General features: G+C 70.9%; 17 protein-coding genes. All 17 read left to right on the top strand.

Translation table 11 applies throughout. From position 1 onward, the window contains the following. The first annotated feature begins 336 nt into the window (after positions 1–336). The 17 genes from ACH4S7_RS04600 (at position 337) to ACH4S7_RS04520 (ending at position 25,576) form a co-directional block, all read left to right on the top strand. The gene (locus ACH4S7_RS04600) at positions 337–1,542 is read left to right on the top strand and encodes an ATP-binding protein (RefSeq protein ID WP_398519573.1); all 1,206 of its coding nucleotides are present in this window, start codon (positions 337–339) and stop codon (positions 1,540–1,542) included. Continuing rightward, complete coding sequence (locus ACH4S7_RS04595; RefSeq protein WP_398519572.1) at positions 1,535–3,040, top strand: bifunctional folylpolyglutamate synthase/dihydrofolate synthase; 1,506 nt, start codon at positions 1,535–1,537, stop codon at positions 3,038–3,040. Before ACH4S7_RS04600 ends, ACH4S7_RS04595 begins: the two co-directional genes overlap by 8 nt. 5 nt (positions 3,041–3,045) lie before the next feature. Continuing rightward, the gene (locus ACH4S7_RS04590; protein WP_398519571.1) at positions 3,046–3,396 is read left to right on the top strand and encodes a DUF4233 domain-containing protein; all 351 of its coding nucleotides are present in this window, start codon (positions 3,046–3,048) and stop codon (positions 3,394–3,396) included. Positions 3,397–3,459: 63 nt separating this feature from the next. Further along, positions 3,460–3,873: a nucleoside-diphosphate kinase gene (gene ndk, locus ACH4S7_RS04585; protein ID WP_398519570.1), complete on the top strand. Its 414-nt coding sequence runs from the start codon at positions 3,460–3,462 to the stop codon at positions 3,871–3,873. A 253-nt stretch (positions 3,874–4,126) separates the two neighbouring features. After that, positions 4,127–5,146, top strand: coding sequence for a rod shape-determining protein (locus tag ACH4S7_RS04580; RefSeq protein ID WP_398519569.1), 1,020 nt, complete (start codon positions 4,127–4,129; stop codon positions 5,144–5,146). Positions 5,147–5,372: 226 nt separating this feature from the next. Next, positions 5,373–6,383, top strand: coding sequence for a rod shape-determining protein MreC (gene mreC, locus ACH4S7_RS04575; RefSeq protein ID WP_398519568.1), 1,011 nt, complete (start codon positions 5,373–5,375; stop codon positions 6,381–6,383). A 13-nt stretch (positions 6,384–6,396) separates the two neighbouring features. Beyond that, a complete protein-coding gene (gene mreD / locus ACH4S7_RS04570) occupies positions 6,397–7,062 on the top strand; it encodes a rod shape-determining protein MreD (RefSeq protein WP_398519567.1) in 666 nt (221 codons plus the stop codon). Between the two features lie 188 nt (positions 7,063–7,250). After that, positions 7,251–9,482: a penicillin-binding protein 2 gene (mrdA, locus tag ACH4S7_RS04565; RefSeq protein ID WP_398519566.1), complete on the top strand. Its 2,232-nt coding sequence runs from the start codon at positions 7,251–7,253 to the stop codon at positions 9,480–9,482. 3 nt (positions 9,483–9,485) lie between these two features. After that, complete coding sequence (rodA, locus tag ACH4S7_RS04560) at positions 9,486–10,688, top strand: rod shape-determining protein RodA (protein ID WP_398519565.1); 1,203 nt, start codon at positions 9,486–9,488, stop codon at positions 10,686–10,688. Positions 10,689–10,761: 73 nt separating this feature from the next. Then, entirely contained in the window at positions 10,762–12,279 is a 1,518-nt protein-coding gene (locus ACH4S7_RS04555; protein WP_398519564.1) for a CHAD domain-containing protein, read from the top strand. A 103-nt stretch (positions 12,280–12,382) separates the two neighbouring features. Beyond that, complete coding sequence (locus ACH4S7_RS04550) at positions 12,383–14,314, top strand: TIGR03960 family B12-binding radical SAM protein (protein WP_398519563.1); 1,932 nt, start codon at positions 12,383–12,385, stop codon at positions 14,312–14,314. A gap of 586 nt (positions 14,315–14,900) precedes the next feature. Then, positions 14,901–15,656, top strand: a complete 756-nt coding sequence (locus ACH4S7_RS04545) for a TIGR03936 family radical SAM-associated protein (RefSeq protein ID WP_398520027.1) — start codon at positions 14,901–14,903, stop codon at positions 15,654–15,656. A 280-nt stretch (positions 15,657–15,936) separates the two neighbouring features. Then, positions 15,937–20,187, top strand: coding sequence for an Rne/Rng family ribonuclease (locus ACH4S7_RS04540; RefSeq protein WP_398519562.1), 4,251 nt, complete (start codon positions 15,937–15,939; stop codon positions 20,185–20,187). A gap of 327 nt (positions 20,188–20,514) precedes the next feature. Next, positions 20,515–21,633, top strand: a complete 1,119-nt coding sequence (locus tag ACH4S7_RS04535) for a DegT/DnrJ/EryC1/StrS family aminotransferase (RefSeq protein WP_398519561.1) — start codon at positions 20,515–20,517, stop codon at positions 21,631–21,633. 11 nt (positions 21,634–21,644) lie between these two features. Further along, positions 21,645–22,655 carry a Gfo/Idh/MocA family protein gene (locus ACH4S7_RS04530; protein ID WP_398520026.1) on the top strand — a complete coding sequence of 337 codons (1,011 nt, stop codon included), beginning with the start codon at positions 21,645–21,647 and terminating at the stop codon, positions 22,653–22,655. Positions 22,656–22,667: 12 nt separating this feature from the next. Beyond that, on the top strand, positions 22,668–24,296 hold the full coding sequence (locus tag ACH4S7_RS04525; protein ID WP_398519560.1) for a glycosyltransferase family 2 protein: 1,629 nt from the start codon (positions 22,668–22,670) through the stop codon (positions 24,294–24,296). Further along, entirely contained in the window at positions 24,293–25,576 is a 1,284-nt protein-coding gene (locus ACH4S7_RS04520) for a nucleotide sugar dehydrogenase (protein WP_398519559.1), read from the top strand. The genes ACH4S7_RS04525 and ACH4S7_RS04520 overlap by 4 nt, the downstream gene beginning before the upstream one ends. Positions 25,577–25,595 lie beyond the last annotated feature (19 nt).

The following is a 25,595-nucleotide window of genomic DNA, read 5'->3' as shown; positions in this document are numbered from 1 at the left end:
ATGTGGCAGAGACATCCTGGCCCAAACGTTTCCTCTCCAGAGCGGCTCGCGTCACACCGTTACCGAACACGCCCATTTCCGTACCCCCTCGTGACACCCCCGCCCTGCCACCGCCGAACCACCCCCGCCCGGCCCGGAACCAGACACGGAACCCACATCCGGGCGCCCCTTCTCACGTGCCTACGGTGTCCGGGTCGGCGTATTCCAGCCCGTCCGGCGATTGAGGACCCGCCCGCGGGGTGTGCGCGGCAGCCGACGGCGGGTCGGGGATCCCCGTGCCCGGCCGTGGGCACACCCGGGGCCGAGCTCACAGCCACGCCCTGGATGATGGGGGACATGCCCCACGTGCCCGCCTCGTACGTCGCGCGGCGCGCACTCGCCGTCGCGCGTTCCGGCGCGCGCCGTTCCACCGCCTCGCTGGACCTCGTCGCCGCCCTCAGCTGTCTCTCGCTGATGCTGCTCGACGTCCCCGGGCTCGCCAACTCCGACAACTCCCTCACCGGCCTCACCGCGACCCTCGTCCTGGCGGCCGGCGCGAGCACCCTCGTCCTGCGGCGCCGGGCCCCCTGGGTGCCCTATCTCGTCGCCCTCGGACTGCTCGGCTGGCTCCACGAGCTGACCCTCATCCAGTTCGCGCTCTACTCCATCGGCCGGTTCCGTGGGCGCCGCGCCGGCGTGCTCGCCACCCTCGGATACATCGCCTTCGCGTACGCGCTCTACAGCCTCCCGGGCCGGCCCGAGTACGACGCCGCCCCCCTGAGCGACTTCCTCAGCCTGGTGGTGCCCGTCGGCGTGCTCGCCACCGGTGTGGGCATCGCGGCCTACCGCCAGGACCTGGTCCGCGAGCTGGCGGCGCACCGGGCGGAGACCGCCGCGCTCCAGGCGGTGCAGGCCGAGCGCACCTCCGTGGCGCGGGATGTGCACGATCTGGTCGGCCGGGAGCTGACCGTGCTCGCCGTACGGGCCGAAGTGCTCTCCGTACGGTCCCGGGGCACCGACCGGCAGAAGGACTTCGAGGAACTCGCGGACACCGCCCGCCGCGCCCATCTCATGCTGAACGACACGATCGTGCACCGTGCCGACGAACGCACCGCCACCCCCGGTCTGGAGGGGCTGCCCGCGCTCGCGGACGAGAGCGAGCGGATGGGCAGCCCGGTGACGCTCGTCATCTGCGACCAGGCGCGCGGGCTCTCCCCGCTGCGGCAGACGGCGGTCTACCGGGTGGTGCAGGAGTGCCTCACCAATGCCGCGAAGCACGCCCCGGGGGAGCGGGTGACCGTGCTGATCGGTCTGGAGGGCTCCCGGCTGCGGATCGTCGTCCGTAACCCGCTGCCCGCCGCCGCCCCGCCCACCGAGCCCGTCTCCAGCGGCACCGGCACCTTCTCCATGAGGGAGCGGGTGCGCAGTATGGGTGGCACCCTGACGGCCGGCCCGAGCCGTGGATCGTACGAGGTGGTGGCGGTGTTCCCCGGCGGTATCGCCGCCACGGTGAGCCCGGGGACGCCGGGGAAGCCATGGACCCTAGACTGGTCCCGTGAGTGAACACCCCGCCGACGAGCCCGACCGCTTCGACCAGATCGTCGATGCCGAGACCAACCGTGACCCCGACCTGGCGGTGATCGAGGCCGGCAGCCGCACCTTGCGCGCCGGAACCGGAGCGCCCCAGGGCGATTCCGTCCCCGGCCGCCCCGTCGACCCGGAGGTCGACAAGGCGCTACAGGCGGTCGAGGCGGACCTGGCGACCCGCTGGGGCGAGACCAAGCTGGAGCCGTCGGTGCGCCGGATCGCGGCGCTGATGGACGTGCTGGGCGAACCCCAGCACGCGTACCCCTCGATCCACATCACCGGCACCAACGGCAAGACGTCCACGGCCCGGATGATCGAGTCGCTGCTCGCCGGGTTCGATCTGCGCACCGGCCGGTTCACCTCGCCGCATGTGCAGTCGATCACCGAGCGGATCAGCCTCGACGGCGCGCCGATGACCGCCGAGCGCTTCATCGCCACGTACGAGGACATCAAGCCGTACGTGGACATGGTCGACACGGCCCAGGACTACCGGCTCTCCTTCTTCGAGGTGATGACCGGGATGGCGTACGCGGCCTTCGCGGACACCCCCGTCGATGTGGCGGTCGTCGAGGTCGGCATGGGCGGCGCCTGGGACGCGACGAACGTGATCGACGGGTCCGTGGCCGTGGTCACGCCGATAGACCTGGACCACACCGACCGGCTCGGCTCCACCAAGGCCGAGATCGCGACGGAGAAGTCCGGGATCATCAAGCAGGGCGCGACGGTCATCCTGGCCCAGCAGTCGGTGGACGCCGCGCAGGTGATGTTGAAGAAGGCCGTCGAGGTCGACGCGACGGTGGCCCGTGAGGGCATGGAGTTCGGTGTGGTCTCCCGGGAGATCGCGGTCGGCGGCCAGCAGCTGACGCTGCGCGGTCTCGGCGGCGAGTACGAGGAGATCTTCCTGCCGCTGCACGGCGCCCACCAGGCGCACAACGCGTCGGTGGCGCTGGCCGCCGTGGAGGCGTTCTTCGGGGTCGGCGGGGAGCAGCCCCGGACGCTGGACATCGATGTGATCCGCAAGGCGTTCGCCTCGGTGTCGTCGCCGGGCCGTCTTGAGGTCGTCCGCCGCAGCCCCACGGTCGTGCTGGACGCGGCGCACAATCCGGCCGGCGCCCGCGCGACGGCCGCCGCGGTCACCGAGGCGTTCGGTTTCTCGCGGCTGATCGGTGTGGTCGCCGCGAGCGACGGCAAGGACGTGCGCGGCGTGCTGGAGGCTTTCGAGCCGATCTTCGCCGAGGTCGTCATCACGGAGAACTCCACCCATCGCGCGATGAGCGCGGACGCGCTGGCCGCCATCGCCGTCGAGGTGTTCGGCGACGACGACCGGGTGGTGGTCGAACCCCGTCTCGACGAGGCGCTGGAGACGGCGATCACGCTGGCCGAGGAGGAGGCCGAGTACGCGGGCGCGGGTGTGCTGGTGACCGGTTCGGTGCTCACGGTCGGGGAAGCCCGGCTGCTCCTAGGGAAGGGCTGACCCCGATGCGTACGCTCTGCGCCTCCACTCTGATCGGCGAGTTCTTCGTGGTGGGCTTCGCCGGTCTGGTGGCCATGAAGGATCCCGATCTCTCCATGGCGACGGTCTGGACGGTCTGTGGCATCGCGATGGCCCTGTCGCTCCTGCTCTGCGGAATGATCACTCGGCCCGGTGGGATCCAGCTCGGCTGGGTCCTTCAGGCCGGGCTGATCCTCAGCGGCTTCGTGGTGCCGACCATGTTCTTCCTGGGCGCGTGCTTCACGGCCCTGTGGTGGGCGTCGATCCACTACGGCGGCAAGATCGACGAGGTGAAGGCCCGCTGGGCCGAGCAATCCTCAGAGCCTGACGCTGCGTAACCTGTCCTCCCGTACGCCCTGTAGCCTCTGAACTCCTTGACCCGCACTGTGAGGAGCCCCCACGTGACCCAGCGCACGCTTGTCCTGCTCAAGCCGGACGCCGTCCGCCGTGGACTGATCGGCGAGATCATCGGCCGTATCGAGGCGAAGGCCGGCTGGACCATCGGGGCGCTGGAGCTGCGCACGCTGGACCAGGAGACCCTGGAGCTGCATTACGGCGAGCACAAGGGGAAGCCGTTCTACGAGCCCCTCGTGGAGTTCATGGCCTCCGGTCCCGTCGTCGCCCTGGTGGTCGACGGCGAGCGGGTCATCGACGGTGTCCGGCAGCTCGCCGGACCCACCGACCCGATCGCCGCCGCGCCGGGCTCCATCCGTGGCGACTTCGGCACCATCGTCCGGGAGAATCTGATCCACGCGTCGGACTCCGAGGAGTCCGCCATTCGGGAACTGAAGATTTTCTTTCCGGGGCTTTCCTGACCGAGTGTCAGCCAAACAGCGCTCATGACCTGGGGCGATCGAAGGAATTCGGTCGCCTTTTGGCATATGCGACCGCAATGCGGGAACGCATCGCCGCGACACCTCGTCATGTGAAGTAGAGGTGGACCACCGCGCCGCGCCCGTGCGGGCGGCACTACGATGGAAGCCTCACGCCACAGCACCCACCTCGCCATCCTGAGAAGCCATCAAAGCTCTATTTGGGAAGGCCAGACGCATCCTCATGGGGAACATCATGTCGTTCATCGGCCGTGACATGGCTGTCGACCTCGGGACCGCCAACACGCTGGTGTACGTCAGGGGCCGGGGGATCGTCCTCAACGAGCCGTCCGTCGTCGCCATCAACACCAACACGGGCGGCATTCTCGCGGTCGGCTCCGAGGCGAAGAAGATGATCGGCCGGACACCGGGCAACATCGTTGCCGTCCGGCCGCTGAAGGACGGCGTCATCGCCGACTTCGAGATCACCGAGCGGATGCTCCGCTACTTCATTCTGAAGATTCACAAGCGCCGTTATCTCGCCCGCCCGCGCGTCGTCGTCTGTGTGCCTTCCGGCATTACCGGAGTCGAGCGCCGTGCGGTCATCGAGGCATCGACGCAGGCGGGCGCCCGGCAGGTGCACATCATCGAGGAGCCCATGGCCGCGGCCATCGGTTCCGGACTCCCGGTTCATGAAGCCACCGGCAATATGGTCGTCGACATCGGTGGCGGTACCACCGAAGTCGCCGTCATCTCCCTCGGCGGAATCGTCACGGCACAGTCCATCCGCGTCGCAGGCGACGAGTTGGACAATGCCATCATTCAGCACATCAAGAAGGAGTACTCCCTCCTTCTCGGTGAGCGCTCCGCCGAGAACATCAAGATCACTATTGGTTCCGCCTATGACCTGGACCAGGACGAGCACACCGAGATCCGTGGCCGTGACCTCGTCTCCGGACTGCCGAAGACCGTCGTCATCTCGGCCACCGAGGTCCGCAAGGCGATCGAAGAGCCGGTCAACGCGATCGTCGACGCGGTCAAGACCACCCTCGACAAGTGCCCGCCCGAGCTGTCCGGCGACGTCATGGACCGGGGCATCGTCCTCACCGGCGGCGGCGCGCTGCTGCGCGGACTGGACGAGCGGCTGCGCCGCGAGACCGGGATGCCGATCCACATTGCCGAGGACCCGCTGGACTCGGTGGCGCTCGGCGCCGGCAAGTGCGTGGAGGAGTTCGAGGCGCTCCAGCAGGTCCTGGACGCCCAGCCCCGCCGTTAGGGTCTTCCTCTCGGATCAGGCCGGGGCGCGCGAGCCCAGCGAGAGCCGAGAGAGAGGCCCTGGCCCGCCGTCAGGTCCCCCGGGCGGCCGCCCCCGCCCGGGGGACCACCCGGTCGCCCCGGGTACACCTTCCCGGGTACACCTGTACGGGTGCCTGCCAACCTTCGCCGTGGATCGTTGATATACAGACATCTCCATTCCTACGAGGAAGGCACGGCCGCCGCACGTGAGGGACACACGAGAGAGCCGGCTGCTCCTGGTGCTGCTGATCGCCATCGCGTTCGCTTTGATCACGGTGGACATCCGCGGGGGCGAGGACTCACCCGTCGACGGCGCCCGGCAGGCCGCCGCGACGGTCTTCGGGCCGGTGGAGAAGGGCGTCGCGACCGCGGTCGACCCGATCGGCAACGCCATCGGCGCCGTCCGGGACTCCGGCCGGCGCCATGACCGCATCAGCGTCCTGGAGCGGGAGAACGCCGAACTCAAGACCAGACTCGGCAGCGACGACCGCAACCGCAGCCGCGCCCGCGAACTCGACACCATGTTGAAGACGGCGGGCGCCGGGCAGTACGGCATCAAGGGCGCCCAGGTCATCGCCATAGGAGCGGCCCAGGGCTTCTCCTGGACGGTCACCATCGACATCGGCTCCCTCGACGGGGTCCAGCGCGATATGACCGTACTCAACGGCGACGGGCTCGTCGGGCGGGTCACCACCGTCGGCCCGCACACCGCCACCGTCCTCCTCGCCAACGACCCCGACTTCGCGGTGGGCACCCGGATGGAGAAGACCGACGAACTCGGCTTCGCCACCGGCCAGGGCGACCGCCCCCTCTCGGTCCAACTGCTCAACGGCAAGCACAAGGTCAAGAAGGGCGACCGGCTGGTCACCTTCGGCTCCCAGGCCGACAAGCCGTTCGTGCCCGGCGTCCCGATCGGCGAGGTGGTCCGCGTCGACCCCTCCGGCGGCGATCTGACCCGGACCATCTACGTCCGCCCCTACGTCGGCTTCTCCAAGCTCGACATCGTGGGCGTCGTCGTCCAGGCGCCCCGCACCGATCCACGCGACACGGTGCTGCCGGCCAAGCCCGCCGCGCCCAAGCCCACGCCGACGGTCACCGTCACGGTCACCCCCACCCCGGGGGCCGACCCGAACGCACCCGACGGCACCGCCGACGGCGCCAGCCCCGGCAGCACGCCGCCGGCCGGTACCGATGGCCAGAACGACGAGCAGCAGTAGGAGCTGATCCGTCATGCGCTTCAACCGGATGCTTCTCTCCACGACCCTCGTCGTGGTCGCCCTCGTCATCCAGGTCTCCGTCCTCGCCCGCCTCCAGCTCCCCGGTGCCGTCCCCGACCTGGTGCTGCTCACCGTCCTCGGACTCGCCTTCGTGTACGGGCACCTCGCGGGCGCCTTCATCGGCTTCGGCGCCGGACTCCTCGCCGACCTCGCGCCCCCCGCCGACCACGCGGCCGGCCGGTACGCACTGGTGCTCTGCCTGATCGGCTACCTCGCCGGTCTCGCGCGCCCCGAGAACGGCAAGCTCAAATCGGCCACCGGCCCGATGCTCGTGGTCGTTGCCGCCGCCATCGGCTCGACCCTGCTGTACGCGGGAGTCGGCGCCCTCGTCGGCGACACCGCCGCCCGCCATGTGGGTCTGGTCAGCCTGCTGTTCACGGCCGCGGTCTACGACCTCCTGCTGGCGCCGTTCACCGTCCCGTTCATCATGGCCCTGGCCCGGCGGGCCGACAACGATCCGCTGGTGGACAGCCAGAGCGGCGGGAGCGATGTCTCATCCGGCTGGCTCTCCTCCGGCACCGGACTGCGGATCGGCACCCAGCGCGGCGGACTGCGCGTCAAGGCCGCCCGGAGCAGAGCCTCCCGCGCCGGCAAGATCAAGGGGGTCAAGCGACTGTGAGGCCGACTCACCCAGTGACCGCGCGGTCCACCGCGCGGACGACCGAAGCCCACACCGGCCCGCGCCCACACACCCGGCTGACCGCGGGCAACCGTACCCACCGCCCGTCCGACGGCCGGCGAGCACCGGCGACGGCCGGGACCGTGACGGCGCCGGACCACGACTGCGACTGAGGGGGCACGCCCACCATGAGCAACATCCCCGAGACCGGTCGGACCCCCCGGGTCCAGATCCGGCTCGTCGTCATCCAGGTGCTGGTCTTCTCGCTGCTGCTCACCCTCGGCGGCCGACTCTGGTACCTCCAGATCCGCAACGGCGCGGAGTACACGGACGAGGCGAAGAACAACGGCGTCCAGCGCGTCGTCCAGCCCGCCGTGCGCGGCTCCATCCTCGACGCCCGGGGCGTCGCGCTCGCCGACAACCAGACCCGGCTGGTCGTCTCCGCGTCCCGTACCGAGCTGATGAAGATAAAGGACGACGGCAAGGGTGTCCTGACCCGGCTCGCGGGCGTCCTCGGCCTGCCGCCCAAGGAGGTCCAGGACAAGGTCAGGCTCTGTGACTCCAAGACGCCGAAGCCCTGCTGGAACGGCTCCCCCTACCAGCCCATCCCGGTCACCGACGACGCCACCACCCAGCAGGCCCTACAGATCCGCGAGCGCGCCGAGGACTTCCCCGGCATCACCGCCGAGCCCACCGCCGTACGCCACTACAGCTCGCCCGGCAAGGCCAACACCGCCCAGGTGCTCGGCTACCTCTCGCCCGTCACCGACGACGAGATCCAGAAGGCCAAGGACAGTGAGTCCCCCTTCCTCCGCTCCGACCAGGTCGGCCGCTCCGGCCTGGAGCGCACCTACGACAGCGCCCTGCGCGGCAAGGCCGGTGTCACCCGGTACGAGGTCGACAACCTCGGCCGGGTCATCGGCGAGGCCGACCGCGACAAGGCCCAGCCCGGCGCCAACCTCGTCACCTCCATCGACGCCCGTGTCCAGGCCGTCGCGGAGTACGAACTGAACGAAGCGATGAAGACCGCCCGCAAGGAGATGGACCGCAACACCAACGAGCTCTACAAGGCCGACGCGGGCGCGGTCGTCGTGATGGAGAACAAGACCGGCCGCGTCATCTCGATGGCCTCCCAGCCGACGTACGACCCCAATGCCTGGGTCGGCGGCATCTCCGGCAAGGACTACGGAAGGCTCACCGGCAAGGGCTCCAACTATCCGCTGCTGAACCGCGCCATCCAGGGCCAGGCCGCCCCCGGCTCGATCTTCAAGGTGATCTCCTCCACCGCCGCCGTCAACGCCGGCTACGACTTCGAGGGCAACTACCCCTGCCCCTCCTCGTACTCCGTCGGCAGCCAGGTCTTCAAGAACTTCGAGTCCAAGGGGTACGGCTCCATCGACCTCGGCCGGGCCCTCGAAGTCTCCTGCGACACCGTCTTCTACGGCCTCTCCCACCGCGAGTGGCAGAAGGACGGCGGCATCAAGCCCAAGAAGAGCCCCAACGACTGGTTCTACAAGACGGCCCACCAGTTCGGCCTCGGCAAGGAGACCGGCATCGACCTCCCCAACGAGGTCACCGGCCGGGTCCCGGACCGCCAGTGGAAGCAGCGCTTCTGGCAGGCCAACAAGGCCGGCTGGTGCAAGCAGGGCAAGAAGAACGGCGACTACGTCCAGCGGATCGCGTACGAGAGCTGTCTCGAAGGCAATCTGATGCGCGCCGGTGACTCCGTCAACTACTCCATCGGACAGGGCGACACCCTCGTCACGCCGATACAGATGGCGACGATCTACGCGGCCATCGCCAACGGCGGCACCCTCTACAACCCCACCGTGGGCAAGGCGATCATCAGCGCCGACGGCAAGAGCGTCAAAGAGATCAAACCCGTCGCGCACGGCAAGCTCCCGATGAACACCGCGACCAGCAAGTTGATAAACGCCGCCCTCGCGGGAGTCGCGACCCGCGGTTCGGCCGCCTGGCGATTCGGCGGCTGGCCGCAGGACAGGATCCCGATGCACGCCAAGACGGGTACCGCCGAGGTCTACGGCAAGCAGACGACCTCGTGGTTCGCCTCCTACACCAACGACTACACGATCGTGATGACCATCTCCCAGGGTGGTACGGGATCGGGCGCGTCCGGACCGGCCGTACGCAAGATCTACGAGGCGATGTACGGACTGGACGAGAAGGGCGGCCAGGACCTGAAGACGGCCCTGCTCCCCGCCCCGCAGAAGGCCCTCCCGGCGATCGGCGCGGACGGCACCATCGACGCGCCCGCCATCAAGCCGTACGTACCGCGCAAGCCGCTGGAGGAGAACGAACAGCAGGCCGGCACCGCCGACCAGCGACAGAACGACCAGCAGCCGAACGACCCGCGGCAGGACACCGACCAGCTCGCGGGGCCGCCCGCGCGGAGGGACTGAGCCATGGCCGGCACCAACGGCTTCTCCGTCTCCGGCTACGGACCCCGGCAGGACGGCCTCTGGTCCCAGCTCTCCGCCCGGGACTCGGTGGTGCGCCGGCTCGACTGGCCACTGCTGCTCTCCGCCCTCGCGCTCTCCGGCATCGGCGCGCTGCTGGTCTGGTCGGCGACCCGCGGCCGGACCGAGCTGACCCAGGGCGACCCGTACTCCTTCCTCTTCCGGCACCTGCTCAACACCGGTATCGGCGTCGCCCTGATGGTGGGCACCATCTGGCTCGGCCACCGCACCCTGCGCGGCGCCGTCCCGGTGCTGTACGGCGTCTCCGTCCTGCTCATCCTGCTCGTCCTCACCCCGCTCGGCGCCACCATCAACGGCGCCCACGCATGGATCGTGATCGGCGGCGGGTACTCGATCCAGCCCTCGGAGTTCGTGAAGATCACGATCATCCTGGGGATGGCGATGCTGCTCGCCTCCCGGGTGGACGCGGGTGACCTCGCCCACCCCGACCACCGCACCGTCGCCAAGTCGCTGGGCATCGCCGCCCTCCCGATGGCCATCGTCATGCTGATGCCGGACCTCGGCTCCGTGATGGTGATGGCCGTGATCATGCTCGGGGTGCTGCTCGCCTCCGGCGCCTCCAACCGGTGGGTCCTCGGGCTGATCGGCAGCGGCGTCCTGGGCGCGGTGCTGGTCACCGCGCTCGGGCTGCTCGACGAGTACCAGATCAACCGGTTCGCCGCCTTCGCCAACCCGGAACTCGACCCGGCCGGCGTCGGCTACAACACCAACCAGGCCCGGATCGCGATCGGCTCCGGCGGCCTGCTGGGCACCGGCCTCTTCAAGGGCTCCCAGACCACCGGCCAGTTCGTCCCCGAACAACAGACCGACTTCGTCTTCACCGTCGCGGGCGAGGAGCTGGGCTTCCTCGGGGCCGGGCTGATCCTCGTCCTGCTCGGCGTGGTGTTCTGGCGCGCCTGCCGGATCGCCCGGGAGACGACCGAGCTGTACGGCACGATCGTCGCGGCCGGGATCATCGCCTGGTTCGCCTTCCAGTCCTTCGAGAACATCGGCATGACCCTCGGCATCATGCCGGTCGCGGGCCTGCCGCTGCCGTTCGTGTCGTACGGCGGATCGTCCATGTTCGCCGTCTGGGTGGCGATCGGCCTGCTCCAGTCCATCCGGGTCCAACGACCGATAACGGCCTAGTTCCGGACATGCTCTGGACATGACAGGGGTCGTGGGGCTGCCGTAATCGGTCTTTCCGCACTAGATTCGGTTCATGGCGGACACGAAGCGCGAGATCGAGCGGAAATACGAAGCCACCCCCGAGACCCGACTGCCGGATCTGACCCGAGTGACCGGTGTCGCGGCCGTCGTCGACCACGGCATCGCCGAACTCGACGCGACCTACTACGACACGAGCGATCTGCGGCTCGCCGCCGCCTCCATCACCCTCCGGCGCAGAACGGGCGGCGGCGACGCGGGCTGGCACCTCAAGCTCCCGGTCGCCCCCGGCGTCCGCGACGAGATCGGCGCCCCCCTGTCCGCGACCCTCCCCCGGCCCCTCGCCGCGCTGGTCAGGGCCCGCACCCGGGGCGCCGAGCTGGTGCCCGTGATGCGGCTGCTCTCCTCCCGGGGCGTCCACCACCTGGTCGACGCCGACGGCACCCCGCTCGCCGAGGTGAGCCGCGACGCCGTCGTCGCCGAACGGCTGACCGACGGCGATGGGCGCACCGCGGCCTGGGACGAGATCGAGGTCGAACTCGCCGACGACCAGGACCCGGCGATCCTCGACCGCGTCGACAAGAAGCTGACGAAGGCCGGGCTCCGGCCATCGGCTGCACCGTCCAAGCTGGCCAGGGCGCTGGCGGAGACCGGCCTCGACATCCCGGTGTCCACGCCGGTCGAGCCGGTGGACGCGGGCGGCCACCTCCTCGCCTACCTGCGCGAACAGGTCACCGCCCTGCTCGCGTATGACCCCGGGGTCCGCCGCGACCTGCCCGACGCCGTCCACCAGACGCGGGTCGCGACCCGCCGGCTCCGCAGCGCCTTCCGCTCGTACCGCAAGGTCCTGGACCGCACCGTCACCGACCCGATCGGCGAAGAGCTGAAGTGGCTCGCCGGTGAGCTGGGGGTCGCCCGCGACCAGGAGGTGCTCACCGCCCGGCTGCGCGCCCGGATCGACGCCGTACCCCGCCCCCTGCTGCTCGGACCGGTCCGCGGCCGGCTGCGGATCTGGTCCACCGCCCATGGCTCGGGCGCCCGCCGCAAGGCCATCACCACCCTCGACAGCCGGCGCTATCTCGCCCTCCTCGACACCCTGGAGGCGCTGCTCGCCGATCCGCCACTGCGGAAGGCGGCGGTGCGCTCGGCGGCCCAGGTGTTCCCCGCGGAGTTGCTGAAGGACTACGGGCGGCTCGCGGACCGGATCGGCCACGCGCTGGACCTGCCCCCCGGCGGTGACCGCGATCTGGCCATGCACGACGCCCGCAAGGCGGCGAAGCGCGCGCGGTACGCGGGCGAGGCGGCGACCCCCGCCCTCGGCCCGGCCGCGAAGCGGTTCGCCAAGCGGATGAAGGCCGTGCAGACCGTCCTCGGCGACCACCAGGACAGTGTGGTGGCCCGCGACGCCCTCCGTAATCTGGCGATCCAGTCCCACGCCGCGGGCGAGTCCGCGTTCACCTGGGGCCTGCTGTACGGGCAGGAGCAGCGCTCCGCCGCCGACCGGGAGCGCGAGCTGCCCGGGGTCTGGGCCGAGGCCGCGCAGGAGCGGATCAGGGCGGAGCTGACGGGCTGAGGCGGCGGGGGAGCGGCGGAGGGGACCCGCTTCGCGGTGCCGGGGGCCCCGAGCACCGGGGTACGCTGGATGGTCAACTCCGCCAGCTCACGAAAGCTCTGAGATGTCTACTGTTGAGTCGGTCTTCCCACAGCTCGAAGCTCTGCTCCCGCATGTGCAGAAGCCGATCCAGTACGTCGGTGGTGAGCTGAACTCCACGGTGAAGCCGTGGGAGAGCTGCGACGTCCGCTGGGCGCTGATGTACCCCGACGCGTACGAGGTCGGACTGCCCAACCAGGGCGTCATGATCCTCTACGAGGTGCTCAACGAACGCGAGGGCGTCCTCGCCGAGCGCACCTACAGCGTCTGGCCCGACCTCGAAGCGCTGATGCGCGAACACGGCGTACCGCAGTTCACCGTGGACAGCCACCGCCCCGTCGGCGCCTTCGACGTCTTCGGGCTCAGCTTCTCCACCGAGCTGGGCTACACCAACATGCTCACTGCCCTCGATCTCGCGGGCATCCCGCTGGAGGCGCGCCACCGCACGATCGACGACCCGATCGTCCTCGCCGGAGGCCATGCGGCCTTCAACCCCGAGCCGGTCGCCGAGTTCATCGACTGCGCGGTCATCGGCGACGGAGAGCAGGCCGTCCTCGATATGACCGAGATCATCCGCGCCTGGAAGGCGGAGGGCCGCCCCGGTGGCCGCGAGGAGGTCCTCTTCCGCCTCGCGAAGACCGGCGGCGTCTACGTCCCCCGCTTCTACGACGTGGAGTACCTGCCCGACGGGCGGATCGGCCGGGTCGTCCCCAACAAGTCCGGCGTCCCGTGGCGGGTCTCCAAGCACACCGTCATGGACCTGGACGAATGGCCCTACCCCAAGCAGCCGCTGGTCCCGCTCGCCGAGACCGTCCACGAGCGGATGTCCGTGGAGATCTTCCGCGGCTGCACCCGGGGCTGCCGCTTCTGCCAGGCCGGCATGATCACGCGACCCGTACGGGAGCGAAGCATCACCGGCATCGGCGAGATGGTCGACAAGGGCCTCAAGGCGACCGGCTTCGAAGAGGTCGGCCTCCTCTCGCTCTCCAGCGCCGACCACTCCGAGATCGCCGACGTCGCCAAGGGACTGGCCGACCGGTACGAGGAGGACAAGATCGGGCTCTCCCTCCCCTCCACCCGGGTGGACGCCTTCAACGTCGACCTCGCCAACGAGCTGACCCGCAACGGCCGCCGGTCCGGCCTCACCTTCGCCCCCGAGGGCGGCTCCGAGCGGCTGCGCAAGGTCATCAACAAGATGGTCTCGGAGGAGGACCTGATCCGTACCGTCGCCACGGCGTACGGCAACGGCTGGCGGCAGGTGAAGCTCTACTTCATGTGCGGACTGCCCACCGAGACCGATGAGGACGTGCTCCAGATCGGCGATATGGCGGTCAACGTCATCGCCAAGGGCCGTGAGGTCTCCGGCGCCCAGGACATCCGCTGCACCGTCTCCATCGGCGGCTTCGTCCCCAAGCCCCACACCCCCTTCCAGTGGGCGCCCCAGCTCAGCGCCGAACAGACCGACGCCCGACTGACGAAGCTCCGCGACAAGATCCGCGGCGACAAGAAGTACGGCCGCTCGATCGGCTTCCGCTACCACGACGGGAAGCCCGGCATCGTGGAGGGCCTCCTCTCCCGCGGTGACCGGCGCATCGGGGCCGTCATCCGCGCCGTCTACGAGGACGGCGGACGCTTCGACGGCTGGCGCGAGCACTTCTCGTACGACCGCTGGATGGCCTGCGCCGAGAAGACGCTCCCCGAGTTCGGGGTGGACGTCGACTGGTACACCACCCGGGAGCGCACCTACGAGGAGGTCCTGCCCTGGGACCACCTGGACTCCGGTCTGGACAAGGACTGGCTCTGGGCGGACTGGCAGGACGCGCTGGACGAGACCGAGGTCGAGGACTGCCGCTGGACGCCGTGCTTCGACTGCGGCGTCTGCCCGCAGCTCGATCTCGACATCCAGATCGGCCCCACCGGCAAGAAGCTGCTGCCGCTGTCGGTCGTCAAGCCGTAGCGGGTCAGGCCGTAGCGGGTCAGGTAGTAGTGATCGGCGGAGGGTTCCAGTCCGTCGCATGACCGGGCCCCCCGCCGCCCCCGGGGATCGTGAGGTGGCTCGGGGGCCCCGGTCGGGGGGCGTGAGGCGTACGGGACCCCGGACGGGGGCGTGGGGCGCCGATTGCCTGGCCGGGGGCGTGAGGCGACGGGTTCCGCGCCGCCGCGCCCAGGGCCGGAAGGTGTGACCGGGGGCCCCGCCGCCCCGTACCGCGAGTGACCGGGCCGGCCTCCTGACCGGGCCGCCCGACCGTATGCACAGGGCTCCCAAGGCCCCGCGCCAGAACCTGCCGAGCCGGCCGCCGGTGTGGCCCTCATGGAGGCCCGGGAACCCTCGGGGGCTCCGGCGCGTACTCTGGGTAGTACAACGACTGTCCCCTGCGCGGCGGCCTGGTCCGAGATCTCCCCGCGGAAGCGGGGGTGAGCCGGGCGGGGCCCCCATGGGGTACCCCCGCATTCCGAGGGTGGCGCGCCACCGCGCCGCCCCGCACCGAGGAGAAGAACCACTGGGCAAGCGACAGCCCGAAGGCCCGCCGCCCGCACCCGCGGTGCAGCGCATCCGACTGCGCTACACCAAGCGCGGCCGCCTCCGGTTCACCAGTCACCGTGACTTCCAGCGCGCCTTCGAGCGGGCGCTGCGGCGCGCCGAGGTGCCCATGGCGTACTCGGCGGGCTTCACCCCGCACCCCAAGGTGTCGTACGCCAATGCCGCACCCACCGGCACGGGCAGCGAGGCCGAGTATCTGGAGATCGCGCTCACCGCGCCCCGCGACCCCGAGAGCCTGCGTGAGCTGCTCGACGAGTCGCTGCCGACCGGCCTCGACATCGTGGACGCCGTCGAGGCCCGTACGTCCGGGCTCGCCGATCGGCTCACCGCTTCGGTGTGGGAGCTGCGGCTCGACCGGGTCCCCGTCGAGGACGCGGAGAACGCCGTCGTGGCCTTCCTCGCGGCCGAGACCGTCGAGGTCCAGCGCAGGGCCAAGAACGGCATGCGGACCTTCGACGCGCGGGGTGCCGTGGCCGGTCTCGAAGTGGTCCGTCCACAGCCTGATAGGACCCTGGACGGCCCCTGTGCGATACTGCGGCTGGTTGTTCGGCACGTAACGCCTGCCGTGCGACCTGACGACGTCCTGTCCGGTCTCCGCGCTGTGGCCGACCTGGCGCCGCCGGTCCCCGCAGCGGTGACCAGGCTGGCGCAGGGGCTCTTCGACGAGGAGTCCGGCACGGTGACCGATCCGCTCGCGCTCGACCGCGAGGCAGTACCGACCGCCCCACCCACGGCCGTCGAGACGGCCTCCCCCTAGCTCTGCCAGGGGATCCGGTGACGGTGCCCGACGGTCGCGCCGCGCGCACAGGCAGTCGTCACAGCACGGTCCTCGGACTCGGGAGCCACCTGAGTCGGGCCGCGCGAAACCACAACAGACTTTCGCCAGGCCGTGCGTACATCGCGTACGGAACCGGCGAGCCAGACATATCAGCTCCCGTGCGGCGCCCGCGCCCCGGACGGCGGCCCCGCGTAGAGCGGGCCGCGGCCGGACCGGAATGAGGCGCGGCGCCCGGGAGCGTGACGGGAGAACCGCCCGCATGCACGCGTCGAACGAATCCGGCACCGCCGGAGAGATCAACGAGGACCGCACCACCCCCAGCGACACGCTGCCGCCGCGCCGCCGTCGCCGGGCCGCTTCGCGTCCCGCGGGGCCGCCCGGTGCGACCGCCGAGGCGGCGGAGGCCGCCGCTGAGGCACCGGCCGAGGCCGAGGCACCCGCGGCGCGCACCCCGCGTCGCCGCGCGACCCGTAAGACTGCCGAGGTCCCAGCGGCCACGGCGACCCCTGAGGCCGCCGACGCCCCCGAGGCCACCGAAGCGAAGGCCGCCGCACCGCGCCGTAGCCGTCGTGCCGCCGAGGCTCCCGAGGCTCCGGCCGCTGAGGCCGAGGCTCCGGTGGAGGCTGCCGCGCCGCGTAAGCGTCGTCGTGCCACTCGTGAGGTCAGCGCCCCCGAGGCGCCCGCCCAGGCCCCCGTCGCGGAGTCGCCGGCCGAGGCACCCGCGCAGGCTCCGGCCGCTGAGGTCGAGGCCCCGGTGGAGGCCGCTGCGCCGCGTAAGCGCCGCCGCGCGTCCGCCCCGGCCGGTACGCCCAAGGCCGAGACCGCCGTCGAGCCCGACCCCACAGAGGACACAGCGGCCCAGGCGGTCACGGAGGCCGCCGAGGCTCCCGCGGCCCGCACCCCGCGCCGTCGCGCCACCCGTAAGGCCACCGCGGCCGAGCCCGCTGAGGTCGCCACGGAGGTCACCGAGCCCGCCGAGGCTCCGGCCGCTGAGGTCGAGGCTCCGGTGGAGGCTGCCGCGCCGCGTAAGCGTCGTCGTGCCACTCGTGAGGTCAGCGCCCCCGAGGCGCCCGCCCAGGCCCCCGTCGCGGAGTCGCCGGCCGAGGCACCCGCGCAGGCTCCGGCCGCTGAGGTCGAGGCCCCGGTGGAGGCCGCTGCGCCGCGTAAGCGCCGTCGCGCCACCCGTGAGGTGAGCGCCCCCGAGGCACCCACCGAGTCCGTGGCCGTCGTGGCGCCCGAGCCCACAGAGGACACAGCGGCCGCCGAGGCTGCCGAGGCGCCCACGTCGCGCACCGCGCGTCGCCGGGCCACCCGTAAGGCCACCGCCGCCGAGGCCGCGGAGACCGCCGCGCCCGCGCCGGAGCCGGAGAAGACGGCCACCCGCGGTGGCCGCAACCGCCGCCGCGTTGCCTCGCCCGAGTTCACCGCGCACGCCGCGCGGAAGGACGAGAGCGCGCCGCGCCGCGCCGCCCGCCCCGCCGTCGCCGTCTTCCAGGCCCCGGTCTTCGCCGAGCCGATGTTCCAGACGCCGGAGACCGCGGCCGCCGCGGCAGCCGCCGCCTATGACACGGAGGACACGGAGGGCGAAGAGACCGAGCTGGAGGAGTTGGTCGAGGACCAGCCCGTCGAGGCCGTCGAGACCGCTCCCGAGCCCGTCGAGACCGCCCCGGAGCCCGCCGGGCGCCGTCGCCGTCGCCGTCGTGGCGAGGCGGCCCCCGAGCGCGTCGAGACCGCCCCCGAGCGGGTCGAGGAGCGCGCCGAGACGGTCGAGCGGCAGCCCGATGCCGTGACCGAGGACGACTCAGCCGACGAGGTCTCCGACGACGAGGCCGAGTTCGAGGACCGCCCGTCGCGGCGCCGTCGCCGTGGTGGCCGTCGCCGCCGTCGTGGTGAGGTCGCCGACGCCGACGAGACCTCGGACGAGCGGTCGGCCGATGCCGCCGACGATGACTCCGAGACCCGCGACGAAGCCGCCGACGACGCCGATGAAGCGCGCGACGACGACGCCGAGTCTGCCGCCGGCTCCTCCAGCAGCCGTCGCCGCCGCCGTCGGCGCCGTCGCAGCGGTGAGCCCATGACCGACGACGAGGCCGCCGCCGGCGACCCGGAGCGTACGGTCGTCAAGGTGCGCGAGCCCCGACCCGCCCGCGCCAAGGGCGATGACGCGTCCGACTTCCAGGACGCCGTGCAGTCCATCAAGGGCTCCACCCGTCTGGAGGCGAAGAAGCAGCGCCGCCGGGAGGGCCGCGAGCAGGGCCGCCGCCGAGTGCCGATCATCACCGAGGCCGAGTTCCTGGCCCGCCGTGAGGCCGTCGAGCGCGTGATGGTCGTCCGCCAGAGCGGCGAGCGCACCCAGATCGGTGTCCTCGAAGACAATGTGCTGGTCGAGCACTACGTCAACAAGGAGCAGGCGACGTCGTACGTCGGCAACGTCTACCTGGGCAAGGTGCAGAACGTCCTGCCGTCCATGGAGGCCGCCTTCGTCGACATCGGCAAGGGCCGCAACGCCGTCCTCTACGCCGGTGAAGTCAACTTCGAGGCGCTGGGCATGGCCAACGGCCCCCGCCGCATCGAGGCCGCGCTCAAGTCCGGTCAGTCCGTGCTCGTCCAGGTGACGAAGGACCCGATCGGTCACAAGGGCGCCCGGCTGACCAGCCAGGTCTCCCTGCCCGGCCGGTACCTGGTCTATGTGCCCGAGGGCTCGATGACCGGCATCAGCCGCAAGCTGCCCGACACCGAGCGGGCCCGGCTGAAGACCATCCTCAAGAAGATCGTCCCCGAGGACGCGGGCGTCATCGTCCGTACCGCCGCCGAGGGCGCGAGCGAGGACGAGCTGCGCCGCGACGTCGAGCGCCTCCAGGGCCAGTGGGACGACATCAAGCAGAAGTCGAAGGGCAGCGGCAGCTCGAACGCGCCCTCGCTGCTCTACGGCGAGCCGGACATGACCGTCCGGGTGGTCCGCGACATCTTCAACGAGGACTTCTCCAAGGTCATCGTCAGTGGTGACGAGGCGTGGGAGACCATCCACGGCTATGTGTCGCACGTCGCGCCGGACCTCTCCGACCGGTTGCAGCGCTGGACCAGCGAGGTCGACGTCTTCGCGACGTACCGCATCGACGAGCAGCTGATGAAGGCGCTGGACCGCAAGGTCTGGCTGCCGTCCGGTGGCTCGCTGGTGATCGACAAGACCGAAGCCATGATCGTGATCGACGTCAACACCGGCAAGTTCACCGGTCAGGGCGGAAATCTGGAAGAGACCGTCACCAGGAACAACCTGGAGGCGGCCGAGGAGATCGTGCGTCAGCTCCGGCTGCGTGACCTCGGTGGCATCGTCGTCGTGGACTTCATCGACATGGTCCTGGAGTCCAACCGCGATCTGGTGATGCGGCGACTGCTGGAGTGCCTGGGCCGCGACCGTACGAAGCACCAGGTCGCCGAGGTCACCTCGCTGGGCCTGGTCCAGATGACCCGCAAGCGGGTGGGCCAGGGTCTGCTGGAGTCCTTCTCCGAGACCTGTGTCCACTGCAACGGCCGTGGTGTGATCGTGCACATGGAGCAGCCGACCTCCGTCGGCGGCGGTGGCGGTGCCGTCGGCAAGCGCGCCAAGAAGCGTGGCCGCGGCGGCTCCGAGCACACCCACGACCACGACCACGAGACGGTGTCCGCCGAATCCGAGACGGAGTCCTACGAGACGGAGGCCGAGGTCGCCGCCGAGGTGGCCGCGCCCGTCGCGCTGGCCGAGCCGTCCTTCGTACCGGACGAGGAGCTGTACAGCAGCGCCGCCGAGGCGGAGGCCGCCGCGCACCGTGGCCGTGGCCGTCGCCGGGCGACCCGCAGGGCGTCCGCGCCGAGCGGTGCCCCCCGGTCCGCCGAGCCCGTCGCCGCCCCGGAGCCCGTCGCGTCCCCGGAGCCCGAGGCCGCCCCGGAGCCCGAGGCCCAGCCGGTCGCCGATGCGCCCGTCGTCGAGACCGCTCCCGAGCCGGAGGCGGCCCCCGCGGGCCGTACCCGTCGCCGGGCGACCCGTAAGGCCACCGCGCCGGCCGGGGCGCCGAAGGCGGCGGAGCCGGAGGTCGTCATCGAGGCCGCGCCGGAGGTCCGGGCCGAGGCCCCGGCCCCCGAGCCGGTCGCCGCCGAACCGCGGGCCGAGGAGCAGCCGGTGGCCGCTCCGCCGCGGGCCCGCCGTCGGGCGACCCGCAAGGTCACCGCGCCGGCCGGTTCGCCGTCGGGCGCGGAGGACGCCGCGATCGTCGTGGTCACCGGTACGCCGGAGCCCATTTCCGAGCCGGCCGCCCCGGTCGAGTCCGCCGAGGAGCCGGTCAAGAAGACGGCCACCCGGAAGACCGCGGCGAAGAAGGCGCCCGCGAAGGCGCCCGCGAAGAAGGCCGCCGCCAAGAAGACGACGGCGAAGAAGACCGCGGCGAAGAAGACGACCGTGAAGAAGGCCACGAAGAAGTCCGTCGCGGCCGAGACGCAGACGCCCCCGGCGGTGTCTGCGTCCACCGAGGACTGAACAGTTGGTGAGTCCTGGGTGAACCGATCGTGTCCCATCCCACAGTCCTGGGATGGGGCACGGTCTTTGTCTCCGAATTGATGCAGTGGCCCCATAACGGGCCCGAAATTGGTGAGGAAATCCCTGATAATGTGACGGCGGTCGCTGCCGGGTGAGGATCCCGTTCCGGACACTACGGTGGGTGGCCGGCTCGGGACACGACCGGTCCTGAATCCTCGGTAGGGCGTTGGCTTCGCGCCGAAGGGGTGTGCGCGGCCTGATGGAATCACCGCGGCGCCCCTGACCTCCTGCCACAAATAGCTCTTGCGGTGTTCAAGGAGGACGTCCATGACGAGCAGCAATCGGCAGCCCATTCCCGCTGCCCGCCCGGTCATCGGTGAAGAAGAGATCGAGGCCGTGGTGCGCGTGATGCGCAGCGGCCGGGTCGTGCAGGGCCCCGAAGTGGCCGCGTTCGAGGAGGGATTCTCCGAGCTGGTCGACGGACGCCACTGCGTCGCCGTCAACTCCGGTACCTCCGCGCTGCATCTCCTTCTGCTGGCGCTGGGCATCGGCCCCGGCGACGAGGTGATCGTGCCCTCGTTCTCGTTCGCCGCCACGGCGAACGTGGTCCGGCTCGTCGGCGCCGACGCCGTCTTCGCCGATATCGAGCCCGACACCTACGGCCTGGACCCGGCCGCCGTCGAGGCCGCCATCACCCCGCGCACCGCCGCCATCATGCCGGTGCACCTGTACGGCCACCCGGCCTCGATGAACCAGATCATGGCCATCGCCGCCAAGCACAAGCTGGCCGTCGTCGAGGACGCCTGCCAGGCGCACGCGGCGGCGCTGAACGGCACCCCGGTCGGCGCGTTCGGCGCGGGCGGCACCTTCAGCTTCTACCCGACGAAGAACATGCACTCGCTCGAAGGCGGCATGATCTCCACGGGTGATGCCGAGATCGCCCGTACCCTCCGGCTGCTGCGCAACCAGGGCATGGAGCAGCGGTACGCCAACGAGATCATCGGCGTCAACATGCGCCTCACCGACGTGGCCGCCGCCGTCGGCCGCGTACAGCTCGGCAAGCTCCACGGCTGGACCGAGCAGCGCATCGCGAACGCCGCGTACCTCAGCGAGCACATCACCGCACCGGGCGTCACCACGCCGACCGTGGCCGATGGCGCGCGCCACATCTTCCACCAGTACACGATCCGCGTCAGCGGTGACCGCGACGCCGCCATGGCGAAGCTCACCGAGGCCGGTGTCGGCAACGCCGTCTACTACCCGACCCCCATCCACCGGCTGAAGCCGTTCTGGGAGCCGGACCAGAAGGCGGGCCGCAACTGGGATCTGCCGGAGACTGAGCGCGCCGCCGCCGAGGTCGTCTCGCTGCCGGTGCACCCCTCGCTGTCCGCGGAAGACCTTGAGCGGATCGTCGTCGCCGTGAACGAGCTTGGAGAGAATCTGTGACCACCGCCCCGGTGTCCCAGGGACTGCGGGCCGGCCTCATCGGCCTCGGCTCGATGGGCCGTCACCACGCCCGTGTACTCGCCGGCCTGGACGGCGTCCAGTTCGTCGGCGTCGTCGACCCGATGGGCGACAAGAACGGCTGGGCGCAGGGCGTGCCCGTGCTGTCGGAGGTCGAGGAGCTGATCGCGCTCGGCATCGACTACGCCGTGGTGGCCTGCCCGACCGCGCTGCACGAGGAGGTCGGCCTGAAGCTGGCCGCAGCCGGTGTCGGCGCGCTGATCGAGAAGCCCGTCGCGGACACCGTGGACGGCGCCCGCAGGCTCGTCGAGGCGTTCGAGGCGCGCGGTCTGGTCGCCGGTGTCGGCCACATCGAGCGCTGCAACCCGGCGCTCCGCTCGCTGCGGCAGCGGCTGGAGGCCGGCGAGCTGGGCGACGTCTACCAGGTCGTCACCCGCCGCCAGGGCCCCTTCCCGCACCGCATCGCCGATGTCGGTGTGGTCAAGGACCTCGCCACCCACGACATCGACCTCACCGGCTGGGTGACCGGCCAGACCTACACCTCGATCGCCGCGCGCACGGTCTCCAAGTCCGGCCGCCCGCACGAGGACATGGTCTCCGCCGTCGGTCAGCTCTCCGACGGCACCATGGTCAACCACCTGGTCAACTGGCTGAGCCCGCTCAAGGAGCGCTTCACCTCGGTCACCGGTGAGAAGGGCTGCTTCATCGCGGACACCCTCACCGCCGACCTCACCTTCTACTCGAACGCCGCCCAGGCCACCGAGTGGGAGGCGCTCCAGGCGTTCCGCGGGGTCGCCGAGGGCGACATGATCCGTTACGCCATTCCCAAGCGCGAGCCGCTGCTGGTCGAGCACGAGCTGTTCCGGGATGCTGTTCTCGGCAAGTCCGACGACATCTGCACGCTGCGCCAGGGCCTCCGTACGGTCGAGGTGGCGGCGGCCGTCCTGGAGTCCGCCGCAGCAGGGGTTACCGTCGATCTCTCCGCGCACGCCGCGGCCCAGTAGGGCGAGGGAGCCTTGACCAGTCCTGACGTCACCGTCGTCGTGGCCGTCTACAACACGATGCCGTATCTGACGGAATGTCTTAACTCGCTTGTCGGGCAGAGCATCGGCCTGGACAGGCTTGAGGTCGTGGCCGTCGACGACGGTTCCACGGACGACAGCGGCGCGGAGCTGGACCGCTTCGCGGCGAAGTACCCGGGCACCGTCAAGGTGATCCACCAGACGAACTCCGGTGGCCCCGCCGCGCCCAGTAACAGGGCGCTGGAGGTGGCCACCGGCCGTTTCGTCTACTTCCTCGGATCCGACGACTACCTCGGCAAGGAGGCGCTGGCCCGCATGGTGGCCTGCGCCGACCAGCACGGCTCCGACGTGGTCGTCGGCAAGATGGTCGGCACCAACGGCCGCTACGTCCACCAGGCGCTCTACAAGAAGAGCGACCCGGACGTCAGCCTCTACGACTCGGCGCTTCCGTACACCCTGGCGAACACCAAGCTGTTCCGCCGGGAGCTGGTCGAGGAGCACGGGCTGCGCTTCCCGGAGGACATGCCGGTCGGCAGCGACCAGCCGTTCACCATCGAGGCGTGCGTCCGGGCGCGGAAGATCTCGGTGCTCGCCGACTACACGTACTACTACGCGGTCAAGCGCGGTGACGCGAGCAACATCACCTACCGCGCCGACCATCTGGCCCGGATGCGGTGCGCCGAGCGCATCCTGGACTTCGCGGCGGGGCTGATCGAGGAGGGCCCGAAGCGCGACCACGTCTTCGAGCGCCACTTCAACTGGGAGCTGGCCAAGCTCATCCAGGGCGACTTCCCCGAGGTCGAACCGCGGACCCGGCGCGAACTCTGCATCGGGATCGCGGGACTGGCCGACGAGTATCTGACCGAACCCATCCGCGACGCCCTGCCGGTGCAGCGCCGGGTCCGGCTCACCCTCGCCCAGCGGGGCATGGTCGACGAGCTGGTCGAGGTCATCGCGGCCGAGGAGAAGGGCGGCCCGCCGCCGTTCCTGCTTGCGGGCGACCGGGCGTTCGCGCGCTACACCGGCTTCCGCGACACCGGCCTGGTCATTCCCGACCGGATCTACGAGGTCTTCGGCGAGTCGGTCGCCGCCGCGCTCGCCTCCGGCACCGAGCTGGAGTCGGCCGCCTGGGAACAGCACGGTGACGAGCTGTCCCTGGCCGTCGCCGTACGGGTCCCGGTCGCCGGCGACATCGGATCGCTCGCCGTCCGCCTCGTCCAGGGCGCCATGCCCAAGAGCGCGGACAAGCCGGGCGGCCGGCAGTTGCCGGCCGGCCATCAACTCCCGCCCGCCGTCGGGAAGTCGACCCTGGAGACCACGGCCGACGGCAGTGCCACGGTCATCCGTGCGCTGATCCCGATCGAGGCCCGTACGGCGTCGGCCGGGGTGCGCGTCCATGTCGAGGTCGCGGGCCGGCTGTACGAGATCCCCGTACGCGGCCAGGACAAGCCCATGCCGCTGGCCCGGCGCTGGCGCAGCGGCACCCCGTACCGAGTGGCCGCGCGTGTGAACGCCAAGGGCCGAATGGTGGTCGCGACCGGACTGCTGTTCCCGCCCGCCGAGAGATGGTGGTCGCGTGTGCGACCCCTGCTGGCCCGTGTGAAGAGGAAAGTATCCCGATGAATATCTGTGTAGTAGCGCTCGGCAAGATCGGGCTCCCGCTCGCCGTCCAGTTCGCCGCCAAGGGCCACAACGTCATCGGCGCCGACGTCAACGAGAAGGTCGTGGAGCTGGTCAACGCCGGCACCGAGCCCTTCCCCGGCGAGCACGACCTGGACCGGCTGCTGAAGGAGACGGTCGGCGCCGGCCTGCTGAGCGCCACCACCGACACGGCCGCCGCCGTCGCCCAGTCCGACGCCGTCGTCGTCGTCGTCCCGCTGTTCGTGGACGCCGAGGGCACCCCGGACTTCGGCTGGATGGACTCCGCCACCCAGGACATCGCGCGGGGCCTCAAGCCCGGCACCCTGGTCTCGTACGAGACGACCCTGCCGGTCGGCACCACCCGCACCCGGTGGGCGCCGATGCTGGAGAAGGGCTCCGGGCTCACCGCGGGCAAGGACTTCCACCTGGTCTTCTCGCCGGAGCGGGTCCTCACCGGCCGCGTCTTCGCCGACCTGCGCCGCTACCCCAAGCTCGTCGGCGGCATCGACGAGATCTCCGCCCGGCACGGCGTGGAGTTCTACGAGAGCGTCCTCGACTTCGACGAGCGCGCCGACCTGTCCCGGCCGAACGGGGTCTGGGACCTGGGCACCGCCGAGGCGTCCGAGCTGGCCAAGCTCGCCGAGACCACGTACCGCGATGTCAACATCGGCCTGGCGAACCAGTTCGCCCGCTTCGCCGACAAGAACGACATCGACGTCAAGAAGGTCATCGAGGCGTGTAACTCGCAGCCGTACAGCCACATCCACCAGCCCGGGATCGCGGTCGGCGGCCACTGCATCCCGATCTACCCCCGGATGTACCTCTGGAACGACCCGGAGGCCACCGTCGTCCGCTCGGCGCGCGAGGCCAACGCCGCCATGCCGGAGTACGCGGTGGACCTGCTGGCCGCCGCCTACGGCGAGCTGGACGGCGCCGGTGTCCTGGTGCTGGGCGCGGCCTACCGCGGTGGCGTCAAGGAGACCGCGTTCTCGGGCGTCTTCGGGACCGTTGAGGCGCTGAAGGCGCGCGGGGCCGTCCCGTACGTCTCCGACCCGATGTACACGGCCGAGGAACTGACCGCGCACGGGCTCATCCCGCACGAGGGCCAGGCCGTCACCGCCGCGATCCTCCAGGCGGACCACGCCGAGTACCGCGAGCTGGCCGCCGCCGACCTCCCGGACGTCCGCGTCCTGGTCGACGGCCGGCGCACCACCGACCCGGCCCGCTGGGAAGGCGTACGCCGGGTCGTCATCGGCGGCTGATTCGTTGCGGCAGTGAACA

This window comes from Streptomyces sp. NPDC020965 (genome assembly GCF_044333555.1).
Lineage (GTDB): Bacteria > Actinomycetota > Actinomycetes > Streptomycetales > Streptomycetaceae > Streptomyces.
The sequence above is the reverse complement of the archived record's forward strand: the minus strand, read 5'-3'. Positions and strand labels throughout refer to the sequence as shown.

Bases quoted from the DNA above. Each gene is read 5' to 3' on its own strand.
- ACH4S7_RS04600 (WP_398519573.1), top strand. From the start codon at position 337: ATGCCCCACGTGCCCGCCTCGTACGTCGCGCGGCGCGCACTCGCCGTC.
- ACH4S7_RS04590 (WP_398519571.1), top strand. From the start codon at position 3,046: ATGCGTACGCTCTGCGCCTCCACTCTGATCGGCGAGTTCTTCGTGGTG.
- ACH4S7_RS04580 (WP_398519569.1), top strand. From the start codon at position 4,127: ATGTCGTTCATCGGCCGTGACATGGCTGTCGACCTCGGGACCGCCAAC.
- mreD (WP_398519567.1), top strand. From the start codon at position 6,397: ATGCGCTTCAACCGGATGCTTCTCTCCACGACCCTCGTCGTGGTCGCC.
- mrdA (WP_398519566.1), top strand. From the start codon at position 7,251: ATGAGCAACATCCCCGAGACCGGTCGGACCCCCCGGGTCCAGATCCGG.
- rodA (WP_398519565.1), top strand. From the start codon at position 9,486: ATGGCCGGCACCAACGGCTTCTCCGTCTCCGGCTACGGACCCCGGCAG.
- ACH4S7_RS04555 (WP_398519564.1), top strand. From the start codon at position 10,762: ATGGCGGACACGAAGCGCGAGATCGAGCGGAAATACGAAGCCACCCCC.
- ACH4S7_RS04550 (WP_398519563.1), top strand. From the start codon at position 12,383: ATGTCTACTGTTGAGTCGGTCTTCCCACAGCTCGAAGCTCTGCTCCCG.
- ACH4S7_RS04540 (WP_398519562.1), top strand. From the start codon at position 15,937: ATGCACGCGTCGAACGAATCCGGCACCGCCGGAGAGATCAACGAGGAC.
- ACH4S7_RS04535 (WP_398519561.1), top strand. From the start codon at position 20,515: ATGACGAGCAGCAATCGGCAGCCCATTCCCGCTGCCCGCCCGGTCATC.
- ACH4S7_RS04520 (WP_398519559.1), top strand. From the start codon at position 24,293: ATGAATATCTGTGTAGTAGCGCTCGGCAAGATCGGGCTCCCGCTCGCC.